General features: G+C 69.0%; 18 protein-coding genes. 13 read left to right on the plus strand and 5 right to left on the minus strand.

Annotated features, from left to right (window positions below):
* The first annotated feature begins 6 nt into the window (after positions 1–6).
* Positions 7–705: a MerR family transcriptional regulator gene (locus tag LFM09_RS21665; RefSeq protein WP_414098337.1), complete on the plus strand. Its 699-nt coding sequence runs from the start codon at positions 7–9 to the stop codon at positions 703–705.
* A 7-nt stretch (positions 706–712) separates the two neighbouring features.
* Here the strand turns inward: LFM09_RS21665 and LFM09_RS21670 are convergent, their stop codons facing one another.
* Positions 713–1,777: a class I SAM-dependent methyltransferase gene (locus LFM09_RS21670; protein ID WP_414098338.1), complete on the minus strand. Its 1,065-nt coding sequence runs from the start codon at positions 1,775–1,777 to the stop codon at positions 713–715.
* An 83-nt stretch (positions 1,778–1,860) separates the two neighbouring features.
* On the opposite strand from LFM09_RS21670, the gene LFM09_RS21675 reads away from it, so the two are divergent.
* The 3 genes from LFM09_RS21675 to LFM09_RS21685 are packed head-to-tail and all read left to right on the plus strand — an operon-like array spanning position 1,861 to position 6,285.
* Complete coding sequence (locus tag LFM09_RS21675; protein WP_414098339.1) at positions 1,861–2,721, plus strand: DUF5829 family protein; 861 nt, start codon at positions 1,861–1,863, stop codon at positions 2,719–2,721.
* A gap of 41 nt (positions 2,722–2,762) precedes the next feature.
* On the plus strand, positions 2,763–5,255 hold the full coding sequence (locus LFM09_RS21680) for a LuxR C-terminal-related transcriptional regulator (RefSeq protein ID WP_414098340.1): 2,493 nt from the start codon (positions 2,763–2,765) through the stop codon (positions 5,253–5,255).
* 40 nt (positions 5,256–5,295) lie between these two features.
* Positions 5,296–6,285: an alpha/beta fold hydrolase gene (locus LFM09_RS21685; protein WP_414098341.1), complete on the plus strand. Its 990-nt coding sequence runs from the start codon at positions 5,296–5,298 to the stop codon at positions 6,283–6,285.
* A gap of 3 nt (positions 6,286–6,288) precedes the next feature.
* On the opposite strand, the gene LFM09_RS21690 is transcribed toward LFM09_RS21685, so the two are convergent.
* Both LFM09_RS21690 and LFM09_RS21695 read right to left on the minus strand, forming a co-directional pair.
* Entirely contained in the window at positions 6,289–7,668 is a 1,380-nt protein-coding gene (locus tag LFM09_RS21690) for an amidohydrolase family protein (protein ID WP_414098342.1), read from the minus strand.
* An 86-nt stretch (positions 7,669–7,754) separates the two neighbouring features.
* Complete coding sequence (locus LFM09_RS21695) at positions 7,755–8,756, minus strand: sugar ABC transporter substrate-binding protein (RefSeq protein ID WP_414098343.1); 1,002 nt, start codon at positions 8,754–8,756, stop codon at positions 7,755–7,757.
* A gap of 198 nt (positions 8,757–8,954) precedes the next feature.
* On the opposite strand from LFM09_RS21695, the gene LFM09_RS21700 reads away from it, so the two are divergent.
* The gene (locus LFM09_RS21700; RefSeq protein WP_414098344.1) at positions 8,955–10,919 is read left to right on the plus strand and encodes a putative bifunctional diguanylate cyclase/phosphodiesterase; all 1,965 of its coding nucleotides are present in this window, start codon (positions 8,955–8,957) and stop codon (positions 10,917–10,919) included.
* Positions 10,920–10,965: 46 nt separating this feature from the next.
* Positions 10,966–12,324 carry a M14 family zinc carboxypeptidase gene (locus LFM09_RS21705; protein ID WP_414098345.1) on the plus strand — a complete coding sequence of 453 codons (1,359 nt, stop codon included), beginning with the start codon at positions 10,966–10,968 and terminating at the stop codon, positions 12,322–12,324.
* Here LFM09_RS21705 and LFM09_RS21710 read toward each other — a convergent pair.
* Entirely contained in the window at positions 12,279–12,896 is a 618-nt protein-coding gene (locus LFM09_RS21710; RefSeq protein ID WP_414098346.1) for a TetR/AcrR family transcriptional regulator, read from the minus strand. The two genes, LFM09_RS21705 and LFM09_RS21710, sit on opposite strands and share 46 nt — an antisense overlap.
* Before the next feature lie 48 nt (positions 12,897–12,944).
* Positions 12,945–13,538, minus strand: coding sequence for a uridine kinase (locus tag LFM09_RS21715; protein ID WP_414098347.1), 594 nt, complete (start codon positions 13,536–13,538; stop codon positions 12,945–12,947).
* A 272-nt stretch (positions 13,539–13,810) separates the two neighbouring features.
* Here LFM09_RS21715 and kdpF point away from each other — a divergent pair, with 272 nt between their 5' ends.
* The 7 genes from kdpF to LFM09_RS21750 all read left to right on the plus strand — a co-directional run bounded on the left by kdpF (position 13,811) and on the right by LFM09_RS21750 (position 22,147).
* Complete coding sequence (gene kdpF / locus LFM09_RS21720; RefSeq protein WP_090063996.1) at positions 13,811–13,909, plus strand: K(+)-transporting ATPase subunit F; 99 nt, start codon at positions 13,811–13,813, stop codon at positions 13,907–13,909.
* Positions 13,909–15,531 carry a potassium-transporting ATPase subunit KdpA gene (gene kdpA / locus LFM09_RS21725; RefSeq protein ID WP_414098348.1) on the plus strand — a complete coding sequence of 541 codons (1,623 nt, stop codon included), beginning with the start codon at positions 13,909–13,911 and terminating at the stop codon, positions 15,529–15,531. The genes kdpF and kdpA overlap by 1 nt, the downstream gene beginning before the upstream one ends.
* A complete protein-coding gene (kdpB, locus tag LFM09_RS21730) occupies positions 15,528–17,477 on the plus strand; it encodes a potassium-transporting ATPase subunit KdpB (RefSeq protein ID WP_414098349.1) in 1,950 nt (649 codons plus the stop codon). Before kdpA ends, kdpB begins: the two co-directional genes overlap by 4 nt.
* Positions 17,478–17,479: 2 nt before the next feature.
* Positions 17,480–18,007, plus strand: a complete 528-nt coding sequence (locus LFM09_RS21735) for a potassium-transporting ATPase subunit C (protein WP_414098350.1) — start codon at positions 17,480–17,482, stop codon at positions 18,005–18,007.
* A complete protein-coding gene (locus tag LFM09_RS21740; RefSeq protein ID WP_414098351.1) occupies positions 17,985–20,483 on the plus strand; it encodes a DUF4118 domain-containing protein in 2,499 nt (832 codons plus the stop codon). Before LFM09_RS21735 ends, LFM09_RS21740 begins: the two co-directional genes overlap by 23 nt.
* Positions 20,480–21,157 carry a response regulator gene (locus LFM09_RS21745; protein ID WP_414098352.1) on the plus strand — a complete coding sequence of 226 codons (678 nt, stop codon included), beginning with the start codon at positions 20,480–20,482 and terminating at the stop codon, positions 21,155–21,157. Before LFM09_RS21740 ends, LFM09_RS21745 begins: the two co-directional genes overlap by 4 nt.
* A 75-nt stretch (positions 21,158–21,232) precedes the next feature.
* Positions 21,233–22,147 carry a glycoside hydrolase family 16 protein gene (locus tag LFM09_RS21750; RefSeq protein ID WP_414098353.1) on the plus strand — a complete coding sequence of 305 codons (915 nt, stop codon included), beginning with the start codon at positions 21,233–21,235 and terminating at the stop codon, positions 22,145–22,147.
* Positions 22,148–22,152: the final 5 nt, after the last annotated feature.

Raw genomic sequence — 22,152 nt, forward strand, 5'->3', positions numbered from 1 at the left:
CGCGGCATGATCACGATCGGCCAGCTCGCCCGGTACGCGGGCGTGACGATCAAAGCGGTGCGGCACTACCACAAGGTGGGGCTGCTGCCCGAGCCTGAGCGCGACCACTCCGGCTACCGGCGTTACGGCGCGCAGGACGCGATCGACCTGGTCAAGATCCGCACGCTCGCCGAGGCCGGGGTGCCGCTCGTGCGCGTCGAGGAACTGCTCGCCGCGGACGAGGAGGAATTCGCCTCGTCGATCACCGAGATCGACGAGGCGCTCCGGCAGCGCGAGGAGGAGATCCGACTGGCGCGGGAACGGGTCGGGCGGCTGCGGGCGGGGAATGCGTTGTTCGTGAGCCCGGAGGCGGCTGCGGTGCTGGACCTGTTGCGGGAGATCGGGGTCAGCGAGCGGGGCGTGCGGATCGAGCGCGACGTCTGGATGCTCATGCAGACCGTGGCTCCTGCCGAGGCCGCGGTGTGGCTGGCGGACAAGCGCGAAGCGTTGGCAGATCCCGAGTTCCGGCAGATCTACCGCGACTACGACGCGGCGTTCGAGTGGTCTGCGGACGACCCGCGGCTGCCCGCGCTGGCTCGGCGGGCAGCCGCGTGGATGTCGACCAGGACGGAACTCCCGCTGGCCGATCCGGAGATCACCCAGCTGGCGATGTCGGCGGCGGGGGCGTCGTCGCCGGCGTGGGACAGGATGGCTCGTCTTGCCTAGTGCGGCACTAGTTCAGCGTCCTGAGGAACTCCGGCCCGCCCTCCTCGGCGTTGAGTCCTTTCTCGACGAACGCGATGTTGTGGTGGAACGAGATCCCGCTGATGTTCCGTTCGGTGTAGGAACCCCCACCGCGAGGATCTCGCACCTCCGCGTGGTTCAGTCCGTCCACAAAGGACTTGAGCATTCCCGTCGAGGTGCCTTCGGCAGCCTCGGGATGACCGCCCCAGCGGGGCCAGTACGCGGTCTGCAGGTCCTCGACCACGTAGAGCCCGCCCGGCCGGACGTGCGGGAACAGCGCGTGGAACGAGATCCGCACGTGCTCGTTGAGGTGGCTGCCGTCGTCGATGACCACGTCGAACGGGCCGAGCCGCCGGCCCAGCTCGTCGAGGAAGCCCGCGTCGGACTGGTCGCCCTGGATCGTCATGATCCGCGGACCGCTCACGGTCTTGGGGCTGATGTCGAGACCGTGCACCAGGCCGCGCCGGAAGTACCGCTGCCACATCTTCAACGACGCCCCGCCGCGGTCCGGGTCGGCGTAGCCGCCGATGCCGATCTCCAGCACCCGCACGGGTTCGGTGCGCAAGCGGGCGAAATGGCGTTCGTAGTGCTGGGTGTACCAGTGCAGGTCGCCCCACTTGTCCGAACCGAACGCCACCGCGAGCGAGCCGAGGTCCTGCTGCGGGGCCTTCAGTGCGGACAGCAGCGCGTCGACCTCCTGCCCGATGCCGTTCCTGGCGGCGAACCAGGTTCGAGGGTCGGCGTCGAGATCTCCAGCCGGAGTGCGGACCGCGAGGCTCGGCCACCGTTCTTCTGTGCCGAACAGAACCCGCACCACGTCGGTGAGGTGGAGCGCGACCACGAGCTCGTTGGCGGTGTTCAGATGGCTGGTGGTCTCGCCGTCGAAGTGCAGCTCCAGCCGGACATCCGGTTTGACGTCACCGATCTCGGCGAGCACGACCTGCGTGACGGCCTCCGGGGTGAGCCTGCGGATCGTGTCGTCGAGCAGATCACGCCCGGCGGTGGCGGCCTGCAGCAACGGCGCGAGAACCGACCATCGTGCGGTGTCAAACACTATGTCCCCTTTGTACGACTTGAGCGTGGCTTGAGCGCCCTCGTCCTACGATCCCAGGCATGGGGATCCGACGGATGTTTTGCATGATCTTGGCGGCCTTGCTCGCGTTGGCCACGGCGGGACCCACGCACGCAGGGGAGCGTCAGTTGTTGTTCTACAACCACGCTTGGGGAACGTTCGACCGCTCCACCGCGGACGCGATCGAGCACTCGGCTTACCTCCGTGAGTTCGCGGACTTCGAGGTCCGCACCACCACCGGTGTCGACGGCAGCGTCTGGACCGGCCGGTACCTGCGCGGCCGCGAGACCTACCTGGAGATCTTCGGCATCGGCGACGTCGGCGGCCAGGACGGCGAGCTCGGCGCGGCCGGTCTCGGCCTCTCGACCGAACGTGACGGTGACATCGGGACGATCAAGTCCCGCCTGACCGCCGCCGGCCACACTCCGATCGAGTTCCTGCAGACCCGCGACTTCGGCGACCAGAAGCCGGTGCCGTGGTTCGACGCGCTGTTCACGTTCGAGAAGTACGACAGGTTCGGCGCCTGGGCGATGGAGTACCGCGACGAGTACTTCGCCGACCCGCGCGGCAACACCCAGCCCGCGCGCTTCCCCGGCGACGTCGGCCGCGAGCGCTACCTGCCGGACCGGTACAAGGACAAGCTGATGCGCGACGTGACGCTGGTGCGGATCGCGGTGACCGCGCGGGACCTGGCGTCGACCAAGCCGTTGCTGCGGGCCGGCGGGTTCGCGGTGCGGACGTTCCCCGGTGGGGTCGAGGCTTCGCGCGGTGGCACGACGATGCGGTTCGACGAGGTGCCGATGGGGCGGACGGGGCTCAAGCGGGTGGAGTTCGAGCTGAACCGCGCGGTGGCGCAGCACGTCGAACGCCTCGGCAACTCCACGCTGGTGGTGGGTCCGGGCAAGCGCGCGGTCTGGACTTTCTGACACCCTGGTCCAGACGGATCAACGAACGGGGTGTCGGGCTGGTGTCACTGGTCGGACGGGATCGAGAACGGGAGCGGCTGGCGGCGCTGACGGGCGCCCTGCTCGTCGTGGGCGAGCCAGGAGTGGGCAAGTCCGCGCTGCTCAGGACGCTGACCGGCCACCTCGTCGTCGGCGTCGAGGCTGAGCAGGACCTGCCCTACTCCGGGCTGCACCAGATCCTGCACCCGTTCCTCGATCTGTCCACTTTGTCCGGCGTGCGCCGCGCTGCCCTCGAAGTCGTCTTCGGACTGTCCGACGGACCCGCGCCGCCCGTTCATCTCGTGGGTTTGGCCGCGCTCGAACTGTTGAGCGCGGCCAGGCCCGTCGTCCTCGTCGACGACGCGCACTGGCTCGACCAGGCGAGCCAGGACGTCCTGGGTTTCGTGGCCCGCCGCCTGACCGGCGCGGTCCTGGTCGCGACCGCCCGAACGCCGATCTTCGCCGGTGTGCCCACACTGCACCTGGAACCGCTCCCACCAGCTGACGCTCAGGCGCTTCTCGTCGCGGTCGCGCCCGACCTGGACTCCGCACGCCGCGAGAGCGTGCTCGCCCAGGCCGCCGGGAACCCGTTGGCGCTCACCGAGCTCCCGTTCGGCGGCAACTCCCTGGAGGAGACGTTCGCGGCGCGCGTCGCGGAGCTGCCGGACGAGGTGCGGGCCTCTTTGCTCCTGGCGGCACTCGGCGGTGAGCCGGTGGACCTGGAGCCCGCGGTCGAGGCCCGGCTGGTCGATCGGGACGGCGAGTTCCGGCACCCGTTGATCAGGTCGGCGATCGTGCAGTCGGCGACCCCGGCGCAACGCCGTGAAGGCCACCGGCTGCTCGCGGACACCACCGACCAGCCGGATCGACGGGCGTGGCACCTGGCGTCCGCTGTCGTCGGCAACGACGAGCGCATCGCCCGCCTCCTCGAAGAAACCGCGGACCGGGCGTTGCGACGTGGTGGCGCGGCCGCGGCGGTCAGTGCGCTGGAACGGGCCGCCTGTCTCGGTGACGGCTGCGAGCGAGCCCGCCGACTGCTGCGGGCCGCGGAGTTGGCGGCGGAGGCGGGACGTCGTGATGACGTCGAACGGATCTTGCTGGAGGTGCACGGGCTGGAGCTCTCGGGCCGCGAACGGGCGTTGGTGACGTGGTTGCCGACTGCGTTCGACGACGGCGTGGGCGAGGGCGCGGCCGGGCCGGGGGAGTTGGCGGCGCTGGCCGAGGCCGTGGTGGCTGACGGAGATGTCGAGCTCGGGATGCGGATCTTCTGGAGCGTCGCCATGCGGTGCTTCTGGGTGGAGCCCGGTGCGGCGGTCCGGGAACGGATCACGTCCGTCGCACGGAGGCTGCCGATCGACCCGCAAGACCCGCGAATGCTGGCGATGGCCGCGTACGTGGCGCCGGTTGAACGAGGCGATGCCGTTGTCGAAGCGTTTCGAACGAGCGCGCCGGACGACCCCGCCACCTTCCGCCTGCTCGGCAGTGCCGCCCTCCAGGTAGGCGCCTTCGAGGACTCCGTCCGCTTTTCCCTTGCTGCACAACGTGGTCTGCGCGCACAAGGTCAGTTCGGCCTCCTCACCCGTGCCCTGGCCGTGGAAGCCTGGAGCCGAACCCGCCTCGGCGACATCGCCAACGCCGAACCACCAGCCGCGGAAGCCGCCAAACTCGCCGAAGAAACCCACCAGCCCTACATGCGCGGCCTGGCGGCAGCGGTACAGGCCGAAATCGCGGCCCTCAAAGGCGACTACGACCACGCAGCCGCGAAAGCCGCCGAAGCCGAACGAATCGGCCTGGCCGCAGGTGCCCGCCCGGTCCTCGCCACCGTCCAACTGGCCCGCTCCCTCGCCGCACTGGGCGAAGGCCGTTACGCCGACGCCTACGCGGCCGTCCGCCGCATCCACGACCCGGCCGACCCCGCCTACCAGCTGGCCATCCGCAGGTACGTCCTGCCCGAACTCGTCGAAGCCGCAACCAGAAGCGGCAACACCGACGAGGCCTGCAAGCTGGTGGAAGAACTCGACACCGCCACCAGCTCACCTGCCCTGGCAGCGGGCCTGAGATACGCCCGAGCCCTGCTGGCCAGGGACCACGAGGCCGAGGCCTGCTTCACGCACGCACTCGACGCCAAGTGCTCCCCGTGGGACCGTGCCCGCGTCCAACTGGCGTTCGGCGCCTGGCTCAGAAGGCAACGCCGAGCCACCCACGCCCGGCCGCACCTCAAGGCCGCTGCGGAGGCGTTCGACGCGTTCGGCACCAAGGACTGGGCAGAACGAGCCCGCGAGGAACTGAGGGCGTCCGGCGAATCCCGCAACGCGAACGGCGAGTTGACCGAGCACGAGCTGACGATCGCCAAACTCGCCGCGGACGGCCTGACGAACAAGGAGATCGGCGAGCGCCTGCACCTGTCGCACCGCACGGTCAGCACGCACCTGCACCGGATCTTCCCCAAACTCGGCGTCACGGCCCGCGCCGAGCTCAAGGAAGCACTGATGACGTACTCCGAGACCGTCACGTGACGCTCGCGAGCCCCCGGAGCACGGCAATACCGTCGAGGACATGATCAGCAGGAGGCAGTTCTCGCAGGCACTGGCCGTGGCAGGCGTCGCGGCCCCACTCGTCACCGCGACCGCAACGGCGCAGGCGAGCACTCCGTCCTGGGGCAAGATCAAGCAGGTCAGGGCCGGGCTGCTGGACGTCGGGTACGCCGAGATGGGCCCGGCGGACGGCCCGGTCACGATCCTCCTGCACGGCTGGCCGTACGACATCCACAGCTTCGTCGACGTGGCGCCCGCGCTCGCCGCGAAGGGCCACCGGGTGCTCGTCCCGTACCTGCGGGGCTACGGGCCCACGCGTTTCCTGCACGCACACACGAAGCGCAACGGGCAGCCGGCCGCGGTGGCGAGCGACCTGATCGCGTTCATGGACGCGCTCAAGATCAAGAAGGCCACTCTCGCGGGATTCGACTGGGGTGCCCGGACGGCCTGCGTCACGGCGGCGTTGTGGCCGGAGCGGGTGAAGGCGCTGGTGTCGGTCAGCGGCTACCTGATCATCAGCCTCAAGGCGAACCAGGAACCGCTCAGCCCGCAGGCCGAGCTGGGCTGGTGGTACCAGTTCTACTTCGCCACCGACCGCGGTGAGAAGGGCTACACCCAGAACACCTACGAGTTCAACAAGCTCATCTGGAAGCTCGCCTCGCCCCAGTGGAACTTCGACGAGGCCACCTACGCCCAGAGCGCCACGGCGTGGAACAACCCGGACCACGTCGCGATCGTCATCCACAACTACCGGTGGCGCCTGCAGCTCGCGGACGGCGAGCACCGCTACGACGGCCTCGAGCGCAAGCTGCAGAGCCGGCCGGTGATCACCGTGCCGACGATCACGATCGCCAGCGACTTCGACGGGCCGAACAAGAGCGGCGCCGGCTACCGCGACCGGTTCACCGGACGCTACGAGCACCGGATCCTCGACGGCATCGGCCACAACGTGCCGCAGGAGGCACCGGAGGCGTTCACCCGCGCCGTGCTGGACGTCGAACGCCTCCGGTAGCTCTCAGTTCGCGGGAGGCGTCAGGATCCCGCCGGCCGCCGTGCGGATGCGGAGTGAGGAAGTCTTCGCATCACGCACGATCTGCTCCACGTCGTACGCCACCAGACGTCCGCCGCGCTTCACGATCCGGCCGTCCGAGAACACCGTGTCGACGTTGGCCGGAGTGGCCGCCTGCACGAGCGTGGTCTCGAACAGTCCGACCGGTGCGAGGTTGATGTCGTTGGTGCGCACCAAAATGACGTCCGCACGCTTGCCGACCGTGATCGATCCCGTGATGTCCCCGAGCCCCAACGCGCGAGCGCCGTTGATCGTCGCCATCTCCAGCGAGTTCCGGAAGCCGGCTTCCGGGATGAGCCGCATCGTCTCGAACATGTCCGACGGTGCGATGGAGGTGGCGTCCGACGACAGCGACACCAGCACGCCGGCCGCGAGGAAGCGCCGCAGCGCGTCTCGCGGATCGCCTGCGCCGAGCCGGAACTCCGAGTGTGGTGCCCAACTGAGCGGCGTGCCGGTGCGCGCCATGATCTCCATGTCGCTGTCCAGTGCCGTGATGTAGTGGCACAGCAACGTCTTCGGGCCGAGCCAGCCCCGTCGTTCGTAGTCGGCGGCGTCGACGATCCGCGGTGGCGCCTGGCCGGCGTGGATCGCGATCGGCAGGCCGCGCCGCAACGCCGCGTCCATGTCCGCGAAGAACGCGGGCTCGGTGCTCTGCGACAGCCCGCGCAGGCTGATGCCCAGGTGCACGAGCCCGTCGAACGCCGTGCCGCCCGCGAAGTACTGCTGTCGTACGCGATCCACGTCCGTCAGGTCCATCGGCACGTCACGCGGCATCTGGTCCACGTGCCCGTACGAGAAACGGGCCCGCAGCAGGCCGTCGCGATGCGCGCGCAGCTCGGCGTCGGCGTGCGCGGGGGAGCGGGTGTTGTTCGACCAGTTGTGCACGGTGGTCACACCGGCGTTGGCGAGCTCGGCCAGCCCGAGCAGCACGCTGCGGTAGACGTCCTTCGCCTCGTACAGCAGGGAAGTCGCCCGCTTCGCCGCGAAGTACGGGAAACCGTCGGCCACGTAGTTGCGGCCGATCGCGCTCCACATGTGGTGATGGGTGTTGACGAAGCCGGGCATGACGATCATGTCGGTGGCGTCGACGATCTTCGCGCCGCGGGCGTTCAGGTCACGCCCGACGGCCTCGATCTTTCCGTCGTCGATCAACACGTCCGCGCGGGGCAGCACCCCGAGCGCCTTGTCGACGGTGACGACCGCGCCGCCGCGGATCAGGTATCGGCCGCGGCGCGAGTGCTCTGTGTCAGCTGTGGCGACGCCGGTCGTGGCTGACACGGCCAGCGCGGCACCAACGGTTTTTGCGAGTGTCCTTCGGTTGATCATGCGGCCTCCAAGGCAGGGAGTGGCCGACATGCTCGCTCAAGATCAGCTTCCTGTCACCGGTGTGGAAGATCCACCGTGCAAACGGCTCAGCGCGCCTGGTCGAGTGGACGAAGGTGCTGCTCGGAACGTGAGGTGAGCTCGTCGATCCGCGGCCGTGCGGCCTCAAGCCGGGTCGTCTCAGTCGATTGGCGGCGGATGATTTCGTCCACATTGGAGGCCTGCACGAGCAGGCCCGGTGCGACGAACCAGCCTTCCGGCAGCTTGCGGCTGTTCTTGGCGTGCTCGGCGAGCAGCCACCCGGCAACCGCGCCCTTGAGGAAGTGCTCGGCCGACACCGACGCGAACAGGTGCCCGTCCTTGACGCCCTGCAACGCCTTCGGGTCGAGGCTGAACGCCCCGGCCTGCCACTTCGCGTTCCTCGCGGCGTGCACGGCGGCGAGGTTGATCGCGTCGACGTCGCCGGCGCCCAGCAACGCGAGCGCGTCGGTGTTCGCGTCGGCCAGTCGCTGCCACGTAGCGAGGTTCGCCGGCAGGTCGCGCCCGGTGTCGAGCGGGCCGATGACCTGCACCTTCGGCAGTCGTTCGACGAGCCGCGCCCGCAACCCGGCCGCGCGCTGGTCCAGCGCGGGCATCGCGGGGGAGTTGCTGCCGATCACGATCTTGCCCGTGCTGTCCGCGGGCAGCCTGTCGGCCGTCGCGTCGGCGAGCATCCGGCCCAGCTCGTAGTTGTCGTTCTCGATCAGCAGCTTGACGCCGGTGCCCGGTGCGATCTGCCCGCCCGCCACCGCGATCATCGGGACGCCCTGCCCGACGACCTGCGCCATCGGCTCGGCCACCAGCTCCGGCGCCACCGCGGACAGTCCGATGCCGCCCTTGGCCCGCGTCGCCAGGTCGCGCAGCAGTTCGACCTGCTTGAGCCCGTCGTGCGTGTCCGGCCCCGTGACCTCGGTCTTGACCCCGCCGACGATCGTCGCGCCCGCCCGGAAGCCCTCGCTCATCTCCTTGGAGAAGTCCCTGGAGGTGTTCTGCGAGACGAATCCGACCGTGGGCGGGTCATCGGATGTGTGCGCGGTGCTGCATCCGGTCACCCCCGACACCGCCAGCAAAAGCGCAGGTAGGGCGACGCGAATGACGCGAACCATGGGGATGCCCAATCAGTTGATCGCCTGAAGCGCAGGAGGTTAGCGCACAGTGGCCCGATGTGTCGGCTTGCGTGCCATCCTTTGGCTGCGTACCAATAGCTACTTCGCTGGAAAGCGATATCCCGTCTCGCTGAGCTGGATGTGATGCTGTCCAACTGGGTCGAAGCCCGCACCACCGCACAGACGACCGTCGTCAGCTTGACGATCGGTCTCGCTGTGTTGGCCGGCCTCGCGCTGTGGACGAGCCTCAGCATGCAACGCGCCGCCACGCACCTGCACGAGCTGAACGAGATCAACGACCATTGGGGCCTCGTCGTGCAGAACGTCGACGTCGCCGACCACGCCCTCGTCGACTACATCCGCTCCGGCACCCCCGTCATGCGCCAGCCCGTGGCCAACGCCGCCGGTGCCGCCGACGAGAGCCTGCGCTGGCTGCGCGACCACGGCGGCCCGGCCGACGTCCGCGCCGCCACGACCGTCGGCAACCTCTACGGCGACTACACGACCCTGCTGCGCGAAACCGTCGCGGCCGGCGACCGCGGCGACACCGTCGCCGTGACGCAGAACGCCGACCAGGCCGAGCTCACGTTGGTGTCGTTGCGCAAGCAGCTCTCCACGGTCGTGCAGCTCAAACGCCTGGAGACGACGGACTACCTCCGTGCCGCCGAACAGAAGAACAGCCGCCTACAGCTAGCCGCCGCCATCGCGTTCGTCATCGACCTCGGCCTCGTGGGCCTGTGCGGCGTCGTCCTCCTCGGCCACCGCCGCAAGATCCTCCGCCAGGCCGCCAAGAGCGAACACGAGGCGATGCACGACGCCCTGACCGGCCTCGCCAACCGCACGCTGCTCACCCAGCGAACCTCCGAGGCCATCCGCCTGGCGAACCAGTCCGGCGAGCCGCTGGGCCTGTTCCTGATCGACCTCAACCGCTTCAAGCCGATCAACGACACCCTCGGCCACGCGTTCGGCGACCGCCTGCTCCAACACGTGGCGAACCGCCTGACCGGCGCCGTCCGCGACCTCGACACCGTGGCCCGCCTGGGCGGCGACGAGTTCGCCGTCCTGCTGCCCTCGGTGGGCACGGCGGTGAACGCGCTGGTCGTCGCCGACCGAGTGCACCGCGCGCTGGAAGAGGCCGTGGTGCTGGAGGGCCTGACCGTAGACGTCGGCTGCAGCATCGGCGTCGCCATGTACCCGACAGACTCCTTGGACGCCCACGAGCTTTTGAAACACGCCGACATCGCCATGTACGCGGCCAAGCGCGCCCGCCAGGGCACCGCCGTCTACGAGCCGGGCCTCGACTCGGCCAACGCAGCCCAGCTCACCGTGATCAGCGAGCTGCGCCGAGCCATCGACCACGGCGAACTCGTGCTGCACTACCAACCCAAGGCAGACCTGCGCAGCGGCACCGTCTGCGGCGCCGAGGTCCTGTGCCGCTGGCAGCACCCGCGGCTCGGGCTGCTCGGCCCGGACCGCTTCATCCCGGCGGCCGAGGAAACCGGCCTGATCGAGCCTTTGACGCAGTACGTGCTGGATCATGCGCTGGCTCAGTGCCGCGCGTGGCAGCTGAGCGGCTGGGACGTGCCGATCTCGGTGAACGTCGGTGCCCAGTGCCTGCACGACTCGACGTTCCCCGAGCAGGTTTCGGCTCTTCTGGAGCGCCACGGCCGGACCGCGGACGTGCTGACGCTGGAGATCACCGAGTCGGCGATCATCGCGGATCCGGTGCGGGCCAGTGATGTGCTGGTGCGGTTGCGCGCGTTGGGGGTGCGGTTGTCGATCGACGACTTCGGCACCGGGTACTCGTCGATCGCCTACCTGCGCACTATGCCGGTGCACGAGATGAAGATCGACCGGTCGTTCACCACCAACATGCGTTCGGATTCTTCCAGCGGTGCGATCACGCGGTCGTTGCTCGGGTTGGCGCACAACCTGGAGCTGGAGGTTGTCGCGGAGGGTGTGGAGGACGAGGAGACCTGGACCGCTCTGGCGGCTCTGGGGTGCGACATCGTGCAGGGGTACTGCTTGAGCAAGCCGTTGCCCGCCGATGAGTTCGCGGTGTGGTTGCGGGATCGGGTGCTGAACGAGCTGACCGCGCCGACCTCCTGAGGTTGGATAATCTGATTACGGAAGTAGTCGGATTACGGAGGCCGTCATGGAGTTCGCCGACCACCTGGCCCGTGTGCCGGAGATCGACCGCGTGTGCACCGTTGACGAGCTGAACGCGGCCGTGGACGCCCTGGTCGCGGAGTCGCTGGTCTGTCGCGTGCGCCGGATCGGCACGTCCCGGCAGGGCGAGCCGCTGCGGTTGCTGTCGGTCGGCCACGGCGCGCGCAACGCGTTGGTGATCGGGTGCCCGCATCCGAACGAGCCGATCGGCCTGTTGACCGTCCAGTACCTGGCGCGGCTGGTCGCCGAGACCCCGGAGCTGCGTGAGGGCATCGACTTCACCTGGCACTTCATCCCGTGCATCGACCCGGACGGCACCCGGCTGAACGAAGGGTGGTTCGCCGGCCCGCACACGATCCGCCACTACCACAGCGAGTTCTACCGGCCGGCGATGTGCGACCAGCCCGAGTGGACGTTCCCGGTGCTCGACGAGCGGGCCTACTTCGACGCGACCCTGCCCGAGAGCGAGGCGCTGGCCAGGGTGATCGACGAGCTGCGGCCGCACTTCCAGTACTCCCTGCACAACGCGGACTTCGGCGGCGTCTTCTTCATCCTCAGCAAGGACGTGCCCGGAGTGGCGGACGACCTCGCCCAGGTCGCGGCCGGGCTGGGAGTTCCGCTCTCGCTGGGGTCGGTCGACACGCTCGGGTGGCCGCAGGCCGGTCCGGCGGTCTACCTGATGCCGCCGGCGGAGGCGATCATCGCGGCCAACGCGAACGGATCCGAGGCGCGGCACGGTGGGTCCAGCACGCACTACGCCGAGAAGTACGGCACCACAACGCTGATCACCGAGGTGCCGTTCTGGCACGACCCGCGCGCTTCGGACGCCGGTGACTCCGGGCAGTCCTACGCCGAGGTGTTGCGGGCGACCGCGCAGCAGTTGCGGGAAGACGCGGCCCTGCTGACCGGGCTGCGGCAGCGGATCCAGCCCCATCTGCGAGTCCCGTCGCCGATGCCGCCCGCCGCAGCCGACTTCCTCGACCACGCGGTGTCGTTGGCGACGGCCCACGAGGCGATCGCCGCGATGGTGGGCACGCGAACCGCTTCGACGGCCGAGGTGTTCGCCGCGGAGAGCGTGGTGGACATGCTGCGGCTGCGCACGGCCGGCGTCTTGCGCAGGCAGCTGGTCGTGGAGTCCGAGAAGCGCGCCGTGCCGTTGCCGCTGCGGGAGGCGCTGGACGAGGTCGACGACCTGTTCGACGAGTGGTGTGAGAACGCCGTGGCAGGCGAGGCTTTTCCGCTGCGCCAACTGGTGTCGCTGCAGATGGCGGCCGCTCTGGCCGTGGTGTCGCGGCTGGCTCAGCCCACGAGCGCGGCGAGTGCGACGGCCGCGTCGGCGCAGTAGTCCTCGTCCACCGAGTCCGGTTCGACGACCGCCCGTTGCACGAGCCCGCTGAGCAGCGCGGCGACGGCCGGGGCCAGTCGCCGTGCCTGGTCGGCGGTCGTCTTCGCGGCCCTGGGGCGTTCGGTGAGCCGGCGGCCGGTCAACAGCCGGGCGATCAGGTCCTCCGGCCGCTGGGGCATCGCGTCGACGAGCTTCCGGCCGGCCGCGGGGTCGCGCAGCAGGAGGCCGAAGAGTTCGAGCTCGAACGTCAACCGCCGCCGCGCTTCAGGCCCGGCGAACGCCCGGTAGTAGGCCGTGGCAACGCCCCGCAGCACCTCGGGAAGCGACAGCTCGGCTTCCTCCAGAGGCGCCAACTCGGCACCGAAGTCACCGGCGAGCCGCTCGGCGGCCGCGACCATCAGCTTCTGCTTGCTGCCGAAGATCGAGTAGATGGCGCCGGTGGTGACCTCGGCCCGTTCCGCGATGTCCTCGAGCCGTGCCGCCGCGTAGCCCTTGTCCGCCATCTCGTCCATGGCCGCGTCGACGAGCGCGTCGTGGTTGCGCTGCCGGGCTTGGGCGCGGGTGAGCCGCATGATCCTCCAGCGTCCGTAATCCTGTTAGCAGTGTAATGCGGATACGGTTCAGCTGTTGTCGATCACGAGGGTGGCTCGGGCGGCCGGGTCGCACTTCGCGAAGTAGAGGCGTTGTCCCTCGACGTAACGGCGGTTGCGGGGATCGCCCGGATCGGTCGGCGAGCCGTCGCGCCTGCCCATGCGCGCCACGGACACCTCGAACGGGACGTCGAGGAAGACCGAGAAGTCCCAGTGCTCCACGAGCTCGTCGCGGTGCAGGAAGATGCCGTCCACCAGCAGGATCGCGGGTGCTGGCACGGACTCGGCGGGTGGCGTGACGTACGCGTCCGTGGCCAGGTCGTGGCTGGCGCGGCGGAACGGCAGCCCGGCGGCGAACGGGATGAGCAGGTCGGCTGTGAACCGCTCGTGGTCGAAGCTGTCCAGGAAGAAGCCCTCCGGCGAGGTCCGGCCGCGTTGCCAGCGGTGAGCGCGTGGGTGGTGGAAGTCGTCCACGGACGCTCGGACCACCGTGTGGCCACGGGCGCGAAGGATCGAAGCCAGCTCGTCGCAGTACGTCGTCTTGCCGGCGCCGTCGACGCCGTCCACCCCGACCCGGACCAGACCCTCGACAGGCATCTGGTCGGCTACTTCGTCTTGCGTCACCGGCCGACGATCTCACACACGGTCACCGCGATGAGCCCTATCGGATGAGACCCAGGTCTCCCCGGCCTCAAGAACGCGTAAAAGCCGCGCCCCCGCCCGTAAGGACGTTGTCAGGCACCGCCTGATCAGGCATTTCCTGTTGCACGCTTCCGAGCGTCATCAAGAAAACCTGTCGTTGAAGGGAGCGGCGTCATGGCCGACCTGGCCTACGCGTTGCTGCTGATCGGGAGTTTCGTCGTGCTCGGCCTGACGGTGCGCGGACTGGAGAAGTTGTGAGCACGGGACTTGTCGCGAACGCCGTCGCCGGCGTGATCGCGCTCGGGCTGATCGTTTACCTGTTCATCGCACTCGTCAGGCCGGAGAAGTTCTGATGTCACCTCTCGTGGCCGGCCTGCTGCAGGTCGGCATCCTCGTCGCGGCCCTGGCGGTCGTGTACCGGCCCCTCGGCGACCACATGGCTCGGGTGTTCCAGAACAAGAACCACTCGAAGCTGGAGAAAGCCATCTACCGGTTCGCGCGGATCGACCCGGACGCCGAGCAGAAGTGGAGCACCTACGCGTACGGCGTGCTGGGCTTCTCGTTCGTCGGCATCGTGTTCCTGTACGTCGTCCAACGCGCGCAAACGCTCTTACCGTTCAACTTCGACCGCGGCAACGTCCCGCCCGGCATGGCCTTCAACACGGCGATCAGCTTCGTGGCCAACACGAACTGGCAGTCGTACGTGCCGGAAGCCGTCATGGGACACGCGGTTCAGATGATCGGCCTGACGGTGCAGAACTTCGTGTCGGCGGCGGTCGGGCTCGCGGTGGCCATCGCCCTCATCCGGGGTTTCGCCCGTCACCAAACCGATCGGCTCGGCAACTTCTGGGTCGACCTCACCCGAGGCACGCTGAGGATTCTGCTGCCGATCGCGTTCGCGGCAGCGATCGTGCTGATCGCGCTCGGCGTCACGATGAGCCTCAAGTCCGGAGTGGACGTCGACGGCCAGACCGTGGCGAACGCTCCGGTGGCGGCACAGGAAGCCATCAAGGAGCTCGGCACCAACGGCGGCGGCGTGCTGAACGCGAACTCGGCGCACCCGTTCGAGAACCCGAACGAGTGGACCAACCTCATCGAGATCTTCCTGATCCTGGTGATCCCGGTCGCGCTCACCCGCACGTTCGGCAGGCTGGTCGGGCAGAACAAGCAGGGGTACGTGCTGCTGAGCGTCATGGCCGGCATCTGGACCGCCATGCTCGCGGTCATCTGGGGTGCGGAGGCGAGTGGCCTCAGGCCGCTGGAGGGCAAGGAGCTCCGGTTCGACGTCGCCGGCAGCGCGATCTTCGCGGACGCCACGACCGGCACTTCGACCGGCGCGGTCAACTCGTTGCACGACAGCTACACCGGGCTCGGTGGCGGCGGCGCGTTGCTGAACATGCTGTTCGGCGAGATGACGCCGGGCGGGGTCGGCACGGGCATCTACAGCATTCTGGTGATGGCGATCATCGCGATGTTCCTGGCGGGGCTGATGGTCGGCCGCACGCCCGAGTACCTGGGCAAGAAGCTGGGGCGCAAGGAGGTCACGGCCGCCGCGGTGTCGATCCTCGCGATGCCGACGGTGTTGCTGATCGGTGCGGGGATCGCGGCGATCCTGCCGAGCACACAAGCGGCACTCAACAACCCAGGTGCGCACGGCCTGTCGGAGATCCTTTACGCGTACGCGTCGGCCTCGAACAACAACGGAAGTGCGTTCGCCGGTATCACGGTGACGAGCGACTGGTTCCAGTCGTCGCTGGGGCTGTGCATGCTGTTCGGCCGGTTCATCCCGATCATCGCGGTGCTGGCGCTGGCCGGATTCCTTGCGGCGCAGAAGAAGGTGCCGGTCACGGCGGGCACGCTGCCCACGACCGGGCCGCTGTTCGCGACGCTGCTCACCGGCTCGATCGTCCTGGTCGCCGCGCTCACCTTCGTTCCCGCTCTCGCTCTCGGTCCCATCGCGGAGGCACTGCAGTGACCACGAAACCTGGCATCGCCGCCGCGATTCCCGAGGCGGTGCGGAAGCTGCACCCGCGCCACCAGTTGCGCAGCCCCGTCATGTTCGTCGTCTGGATGGGGTCGCTGCTGGTCACCGTGTTCGCGGCGACCGAGCCGAGCGTGTTCACCGTCGCGGTGGCGCTGTGGCTGTGGTTCACCGTGTTGTTCGCGAACCTCGCGGAGGCCGTGGCGGAGGGCCGTGGCAAGGCGCAGGCGGACTCGCTCCGCAAGACCAAGAAGGACGCCGTCGCGCGGCTCGTCAACGGTGCCGTGGTGCCCGGTGTCGAGCTCAAGATCGGTGACCTGGTCGTCGTCGAGGCCGGTGAGGTCATCCCCGGCGACGGCGACGTGATCGAGGGCATCGCGACGGTCGACGAGTCGGCGATCACCGGCGAGTCCGCGCCCGTCATCCGGGAGTCCGGCGGTGACCGCTGTGCCGTCACGGGTGGCACGACCGTGTTGTCCGACCGGATCGTCGTCAAGATCACGACGAAGCCCGGTGAGTCCTTTGTGGACCGGATGATCGCTCTCGTCGAAGGCGCCGAGAGGCAGAAGACGCCGAACGAGATCGCGTTGACGATCCTGCTGTCCACACTGACGATCATCTTCCTGCTGGCCGTCGTGGCGCTGCAGCCGTTCGCGATCTACTCGGGTGGCGAGCAGTCGGTGGTCGTGCTGACCGCGCTGCTGGTGTGCCTGATCCCCACCACGATCGGCGCGCTGCTCAGTGCGATCGGCATCGCGGGCATGGACCGGCTGGTGCAGCGCAACGTGCTGGCGACGTCCGGCAAGGCGGTCGAGGCGGCCGGTGACATCGACACGTTGCTGCTGGACAAGACCGGCACGATCACCTGGGGCAACCGGCGCGCGACCGAGTTCATCGCGGTCGGGCCGACGTCGCAGGAGGAGCTCGTGGCGGCCGCCCGGCTGGCCAGCCTGGCCGACGACACCCCGGAAGGCCGCAGCATCCTGGAGCTCGCGGGCGGGCGGCCCGCGTCCGAGCACGAGAAGACCGGCGAGTTCGTGCCGTTCACCGCACAGACCAGGATGAGCGGCATCGACCTGGGCGACCGGATCATCCGCAAGGGCGCGGCGTCCGCGTTCGAGCTGACCGACACCGCCCGCGAGATCGTGGACGAGATCAGCGCGCAGGGCGGCACGCCGCTCGTCGTCGCGGAGAACGGCAAGGTGCTCGGCATCATCCGGCTTTCAGATGTCGTGAAGCCCGGCATGAAGGAACGCTTCGCCGAGCTGCGCGCGATGGGCATCCGGACGGTCATGGTCACCGGCGACAACCCGTTGACCGCCAAGGCCATCGCGGAGGAGGCCGGCGTCGACGACTTCCTCGCCGAGGCCAAGCCTGAAGACAAGATGGCCCTGATCCGCAAGGAACAGGAGGGCGGCCGGCTGGTCGCGATGACCGGTGACGGCACGAACGACGCACCGGCGCTCGCGCAGGCGGACGTCGGCGTCGCGATGAACACCGGCACGTCGGCCGCGAAGGAGGCCGGCAACATGGTCGACCTCGACTCGGACCCGACCAAGCTCATCGAGATCGTGGAGATCGGCAAGCAGCTGCTGATCACCCGCGGTGCGCTGACGACGTTCTCCGTGGCCAACGACCTGGCGAAGTACTTCGCGATCCTGCCGGCCATGTTCGCGGCGATCTACCCGGCGCTGGACAAGCTCAACATCATGCACCTGGCCACGCCGCAGTCGGCGATCCTGTCGGCGGTGATCTTCAACGCGCTGATCATCGTGGCGCTGATCCCGTTGGCGTTGAAGGGCGTCCGCTACCGGCCGTCCAGTGCAAGCGCGCTGTTGCGGCGCAACCTGCTGATCTACGGCCTCGGCGGCGTCGTGACGCCGTTCGCCGGGATCTGGCTGATCGACCTGCTCGTGCGACTCATCCCCGGGATCGGCTGACAATGGACAACTTTCTGAAGCAGTCGTGGGCGGGTCTGCGGATCCTGCTCGCGCTCACGGTCATCCTCGGAGTGCTGTACCCGATGGCGGTGTGGGGCGTGTCGAGGCTTCCGGGCCTGCACGCCAACGCCGAGGCTACGGACACGACGCTGGTGGCGGTCGTGCGCGAGGGCGACAAGTACTTCGTGCCACGGCCGTCCGTTGCGACGTTGCCCGCGTCCGGTGGCTCGAACAAGGGCGAGCTCAACGAGGACTACACCAAGATCGTCAACGAGCGGCGTGCGCAGATCGCCCAGCGCGAGGGCGTTGCCGAGGACCAGGTGCCGCAGGACGCCGTCACGGCCTCGGCTTCCGGTCTCGACCCGCACATCAGCCCGGCTTACGCGGCGTTGCAGGTGCCCCGCGTGGCGCGCGCGTCCGGGCTGTCCGTGGAGAAGGTGCGGGAGCTGGTCGCTGCCGGCACCGAAGGCACCTTCACCACCACCGTCAACGTGACGGCGCTGAACCGTGCCATCGACAGCGCCAGTTGACGGTCGCCGGGGTGAGCTGAGGATCTACCTCGGCGCCGCTCCCGGCGTCGGCAAGACCTTCGCCATGCTCGGCGAGGCCCACCGGCGCCGGGAGCGCGGCACCGAAGTGGTCGTGGGGCTCGTCGAGACCCACGACCGCGAGAAGACCGCCTCGTTGCTCGAAGGCCTGGAAGTGGTGCCGCGCAGGATGATGCGGCACCGCGACCTCGACGTGTCCGAAATGGACGTTGACGCGATCCTGGCGCGCAAGCCCGAGGTCGCGGTGGTCGACGAGCTCGCGCACACCAACGTGCCGGGTTCGCGCAACGAGAAGCGCTGGCAGGACGTCGAGGAGCTGCTCGAAGCGGGCATCGACGTCCTGTCCACGGTCAACGTCCAGCACCTGGAGTCGCTCAACGACGTGGTGGAGCGGATCACCGGTGCGCGGCAACGGGAAACCGTGCCCGACGAGGTGGTCCGCCGCGCCGAACAGGTCGAGCTGGTCGACGTCACCCCTGAAGCACTGCGGCGGCGCCTGGCGCACGGCAACATCTACGCCGCGCACAAGATCGATGCCGCGCTGGGCAACTACTTCCGGATCGGCAACCTCACGGCGTTGCGCGAGCTGGCGTTGCTGTGGGTGGCCGACCAGGTCGACGTGGCGCTGCAGCGGTATCGCAGCGAGAAGGAGATCACCGACACCTGGGAGACCAGGGAACGGGTCGTCGTCGCGATCACCGGCGGGCCGGAGAGCGAGACGTTGATCCGCCGGGCGCGCCGGATCGCGGTGCGGGCCGGGGCCGAGCTGCTGGTCGTGCACGTGCTGCGCGGCGACGGGCTGACCGGCGCGACTCCCGAGCACATCGCCCGGTCGCGCAAGATCACCGCGGACGTCGGGGCGTCCTTCCACTCGGTGGTGGGCGACGACGTGCCGACGGCGTTGCTGGAGTTCGCTCGCGGGGTCAACGCGACCCAGCTCGTGCTGGGGACTTCGCGCAGGTCACGGGTGGCGCGGGCGTTCGACGAGGGCATCGGTGCGGCCGTCGTGCAGGAGTCGGGTGCGATCGACGTGCACATGGTCACGCACGACGAGTCGCGGCGCGGGCTGCGGTGGAAGACCGGCCACGAGCCGCTGTCGTTGCGGCGCAGGCTGACCGGCTGGGGTCTGTCGCTGGCGTTGCCGGTCCTGGTGACGTTGCTGGGCATGCTGTGGCGCGACGAACTCGACTTCTCGACGGACCTGGTGGCGTTCCTGCTGGTCACCTGCGTGGTGGCGATCGCGGGCGGGCTGGGGCCCGCGTTGTTCTGCGCGGTTCTCGGCGCCGGCCTGCTGAACTACTTCTTCACCGAGCCGTACTACAGCCTGGTGGTGCAGAGCCCGGAGAACGTGATCACGTTGGTGGCCATGGTGATCGTGGCGACCGTGGTGGCGTTGACCGTGGACCGCGCGGCGCGGCTGGCGGAACAGGGCGCGCGGGCGCGGACCGAGGCCGCGCTGCTCGCCTCCTACGCGCGAACGGTGCTGGCCTCGCCGTTCCCGTTGGACCGGCTGCTGGAGAAGATCCGGGTGAACTTCGGCCTCGAATCGGTCGCGCTCGTCGAGCGACGGGACGGGGTTTGGACGAACGTGGCGTGCGCCGGGCGGGACTTCGGGCCCGAGACCGATGTGACGGTCACCGCCGACGTGCGGCTGAAGCTGACCGGCCGTGTCCTCCCTGCGAGTGACCAGCGGGTGCTCGAAGCGGCGGCCGGGCAGACGTTCGTGGCCCTGCGTCAGCAACGGATGGCCGCGGAAGCCCTGGACGCCCAACGGAAAGCCGAGACGGCGGACCTGCGCACCGCGTTGCTGTCGGCGGTCGGCCACGACCTGCGCACGCCGCTCACGTCGATCAAGGCGGCGATCGGGAGTCTGCGTGACCCGTCGCTGCCACTGTCCTCAGAGGACGTTGCGGAGCTGATGGAGACGGTGGAGGAGTCCGCGGACCGGTTGACCGGCCTGGTGGACAACCTGCTGGACTCGTCCCGCCTGGCCACCGGTTCGGTCGAGCCGGTGTTGCGGCCCGTCGGCTACTACGAGGTCGTGGCTCGCGCGCTCGCCGGTGTCGCGGGAGACGTGACGGTGTCGGTGGACGAGGACCTGCCGCCGGTGCTCGCGGACCTGGGCCTGCTGGAGCGCGTGATCGCGAACGTGGTCGACAACGCGTTGCGGCACGGCAGCCCGTCACCGGTCGCGATCCGCGCCAGCCGGCACGGTTCGTTCGTGGAGCTGCGGATCGTGGACCACGGGCGCGGGTTGCCGAAGAAGGCCGGGGACAAGGTTTTCGCGCCGTTCCAACGACTCGGTGACCGCGACGCCACACCCGGCGTCGGGCTCGGGCTGAGCGTCGCGAAGGGCTTCACCGCCGCCATGGGCGGTGAGATCAGCGTGGAAGACACACCGGGTGGCGGGCTCACGGTCGTGATCTCGTTGCCCGCTCATGAGGAGAGTTCAGCATGACGTCCGTTTTGGTGGTCGATGACGAACCGCAGATCGTCCGCGCGTTGAGGATCAACCTCAGCGCGCGGGGATACGACGTGATGACGGCCTACGACGGCAGATCCGCGCTGGGCGTCGCGGTGGAGGGCAAGCCGGACGTGGTGGTGCTGGACCTCGGCCTGCCGGACATCGACGGCGTGGACGTGATCGCGGGCCTGCGCGGCTGGTCGACGATCCCGATCATCGTGCTGTCCGCCCGCACGGACTCCTCGGCCAAGGTCGAGGCGCTGGACGCGGGCGCTGACGACTACGTGACCAAGCCGTTCGGGATGGACGAGCTGCTGGCCCGGTTGCGTGCGGCCGTGCGCCGTGGGTTGGCTCGTGAGGTCGGGGATCCGGTGGTCGAGACGTCGTCGTTCGTCGTGGACCTCGCGGTGAAGAAGGTGCGCCGGGACGGTCGCGAGGTGCACCTGACGCCCACCGAGTGGGGGCTCGTGGAGATCCTGGCGCGCAATCCGGGCCGTCTCGTTTCGCAGAAGCAGCTGCTGCAGGAGGTGTGGGGGCCGATGCACGTCAACGAGTCCCAGTACCTGCGGGTTTACTTCGCTCAACTGCGGCGCAAGCTGGAAGTCGACCCGGCGCACCCGCGGCATCTGATCACCGAACCGGGAATGGGTTACCGGTTGGAGCTCTGACCGGTTGACGTGATCCTGTGAGAGCGCTTCCATAGAGGTCCGCCGCCGCACGATCGTGACAGAGAGGTCATCGTCGTGGCTCGAAAACTGCGGTACGCCCTGCTCGGGCTGTTGCTGGTCCTGCCGCTCTCCGGCGTCGCCCAGGCAGCGGTCCCGCCCACCCCGCCCGGCTGGACGCTGGCCTGGTCGGACGATTTCAACGGCCCCAACAACTCCGCCCCGAACGCCAACAACTGGATCGTCGACACCGGGCACGGCTACCCCGGCGGCCCCGGCAACTGGGGCACCGGCGAGATCCAGCGCTACACCAACGACCGCGCCAACCTGCGCCTCGACGGCACCGGCAACCTGCGGATCGTCCCGCTGCGCGCCGCCAACGGCGAGTGGACCTCGGCCCGCATCGAGACCCGCCGCTCGAACTTCAAGGCACCCGCGGGCGGCGTCCTGCGCATCGAGGGCCGCATCCAGATGCCGAACGTCACCGGTACCGCCGCGCTGGGCTACTGGCCGGCGTTCTGGGCGTTGGGCGCGCCGTACCGCGGCAACTACTGGAACTGGCCGAGCATCGGCGAGTTCGACGTCATGGAGAACGTCAACGGCATCAACAGCGTCTGGGGCGTGCTGCACTGCGGCGTGAACCCCGGCGGGCCGTGCAACGAGACGAACGGCCTCGGCGCGTCGCGTGCGTGCCCTGGTTCGTCGTGCCAGTCGGCGTTCCACACCTACCGCTTCGAGTGGGATCGTTCGGTCAGCCCGAACCAGTTGCGCTGGTACGTCGACGGTCAGCAGTACCACGTCGTGCGGCAGAACCAGATGGACGCGACGTCGTGGAACAACATGACCTCGCACCAGGGCTACTTCATCCTGCTGAACGTGGCGATGGGCGGCGCGTTCCCGAACGGCGTGGCCGGGCGCGGGACCCCGGTTCCGCAGACGGTGCCGGGGCGTTCGATGGCCGTCGACTACGTGGCGGTGTGGACCCGGCCGTAGATCCT

The organism is Lentzea alba (assembly GCF_047445655.1).
In the GTDB taxonomy this organism is placed as follows: Bacteria; Actinomycetota; Actinomycetes; order Mycobacteriales; family Pseudonocardiaceae; genus Lentzea; species Lentzea alba_A.